Below are 2,242 nucleotides of genomic sequence, written 5' to 3' on the forward strand. Positions count from 1 at the left end.
CGCAACAGACTCATCAACCGAATCCAATGACAATGCCGCAACAGTCTTATCAACCGAATCCAATGACGATGTCACAACAGTCATATGAGCCTGGTCAAATGCCGATGCCACAACAGATGCTTCAACCACAAATGCCATCCATGCCAGGGCAGCAGCCAGCTCCTGATTATGGACAAATGATGAGTCCATTTGGACAGCAAGCAATGCCGAGATTAGATGAGGAGCCGTTGTTTTCCGACGAACTGCAACAAACAGGGGCTCTTGAAGCTTTCAATATGCCAAGATATGCGGATGAGAGCAGTGGGTTATAGTGGATATTTAGAAGGAGACAGTGTGTTCCGCTCGCGTCTTCGGGCTGCTTTAAAGGAAAAAGGTGCTAACTTGCATAAAGTGGTGAAATTGAGAAGTAATGTGTTTATCGTGCATACGGATCGAAAAAAGTATTTATTAAAAGGATTTTATAATCGAAAAAAATATGAAGCACAAAAATTATTAGTACGAAAGCTGAAAGAAAACGATTTTGAACAAACGTATTCTTTTAAAAACATACCTACATTTAAGTATGAAGGTGAGACGTATGCGTGGATTCAATTTTTATCTTCGGCAAAAGAAAGATTTAACTTTCGTTCATATACAAATCGAAAGAAGGGTTTACAACTATTAGAAGATTTTCATTCAACTACGAGTGAATTTTACGATAGTATTCCGGTAAATTATTTTAATCAGGTTGAGAAATGGGAAGAGCGGTTAGAAGAGTTTGAGAGTAATAGAAGAATAATAGAGAAGTATGTTAGTTCCTCATATCTTGATTCTTGGTTAGATTGGGGTAAGCGTTCGTTAAAAGGATTAATTAAAAACGAGCGTGAATTATATGAAGAACCTACGTGTATTGTTCATGGAGATGTAGCACATCATAATTTCTTTTTGAAAAAAGATGGAAACCTCAATCTTATAGATTTTGATTTAATTAACAAAGCACCTCCGATCATTGATTATTTACAGTACTGTAATCGAATTATGCCACACATAGAGGATAATTCGGAACTATGGACATATGAGCAATTAAGGTCATATAAAGATAATCATGCATTTTTATATGCGTTGCTTTTTCCTACAGATATCTTCCGAGAATGGAATCGAATAATAAAAGAAGATTCGCTGCGAGATCGTGGCTATATGCATTCTGTTTGGGAATTAAGTGTTGAGGAGTGGCCGAAGAGGATAAGTTTATATAAAGATATCGCTAACATGATATGATTTCAAGATTATGTATTTTCGTTTAATGTTACAAAAAATTTGTCGATCGAACATAAAATCCACCCTTCGTATGATAATTCTCGTACAAAGGGTGGATTTATGTCATTTTTTAGGATTGCGGATAAAATTTATGGATTTGGGAAAGATACAGAAATGATGACTAAATCGTTTAACCTTGGGGTGACAACATGTATAGAAGACGTATTAGTAAAAAGTTTTATTTTACTTTTTTAATAAGTATCATTATAGTATTTTTCCTTTCAGCTTGGGATTCTAATGAAAAACCATCATTTTATTCGAATGAGATAAAAAAAGTAATTCTGCAAACCGTTTACCTTGACGGTGAAATGAGTGAGGAAGTTCTATTCAAAGAAGGATTATCTGTACAGGAGATCGAATCTGAATTCAAAGCTTGGAAGTTGATAGTGCAAACGGATAAAGAGCTTGTCTTTCAAAAATATACAAATGATATATCACCATTACTAAAGGCAAATGGTTACTTTGGCATTACGGAAGACGGGACGCTATCAATCTTTAATGGAAAACCAACACAATCAGATGTTATACAATCCTTCTTTCACATTGATGTAGAAATGCTTGAGGCAAAGACGCATCATGATCTCGTAGAAGGAATAAGAGTAAAAGACAAGAAACAGTATGAGTCTGTTTTAGAGGCATTTGAGCCATATATGGAATAGAGACATGGAATGGAGCTTTGTTAAAAGCTCCATTTTTTATATGTAAGGGTAACCGAATGGAAATTTGAAAAGTTGTTTTAAAATAGTCGTCGAAAAAGATAACTGAATTTAGTGAATAGTAAATAGAAATAATCGGTCCTTATACAAAAATGATGTAAAATATAAATATACGCACTAAGTGGGCTGAAAAATATCTAATATTTTCCAATGGATTAGCTTATTTAAACATTTAGTGAAAATAGTACATTAATTTAAAGGGGGATTACTATATTTGACTTTTAAAACAA

General features: G+C 34.1%; 3 protein-coding genes. All 3 read left to right on the top strand.

Annotated features, from left to right (window positions below):
- The coding region (locus V7014_RS21015) for a hypothetical protein (protein ID WP_438824951.1) at positions 1–311 on the top strand (311 nt) is incomplete at its 5' end.
- The gene (locus V7014_RS21020; protein WP_335509989.1) at positions 292–1,257 is read left to right on the top strand and encodes a phosphotransferase; all 966 of its coding nucleotides are present in this window, start codon (positions 292–294) and stop codon (positions 1,255–1,257) included. The genes V7014_RS21015 and V7014_RS21020, both read left to right, overlap by 20 nt.
- Before the next feature lie 188 nt (positions 1,258–1,445).
- Positions 1,446–1,955 carry a BofC C-terminal domain-containing protein gene (locus V7014_RS21025; protein ID WP_335509991.1) on the top strand — a complete coding sequence of 170 codons (510 nt, stop codon included), beginning with the start codon at positions 1,446–1,448 and terminating at the stop codon, positions 1,953–1,955.
- Positions 1,956–2,242: the final 287 nt, after the last annotated feature.

It is taken from the genome of Bacillus sp. JJ722, from assembly GCF_036963345.1.
Taxonomy (GTDB): domain Bacteria; phylum Bacillota; class Bacilli; order Bacillales; family DSM-1321; genus Bacillus_AD.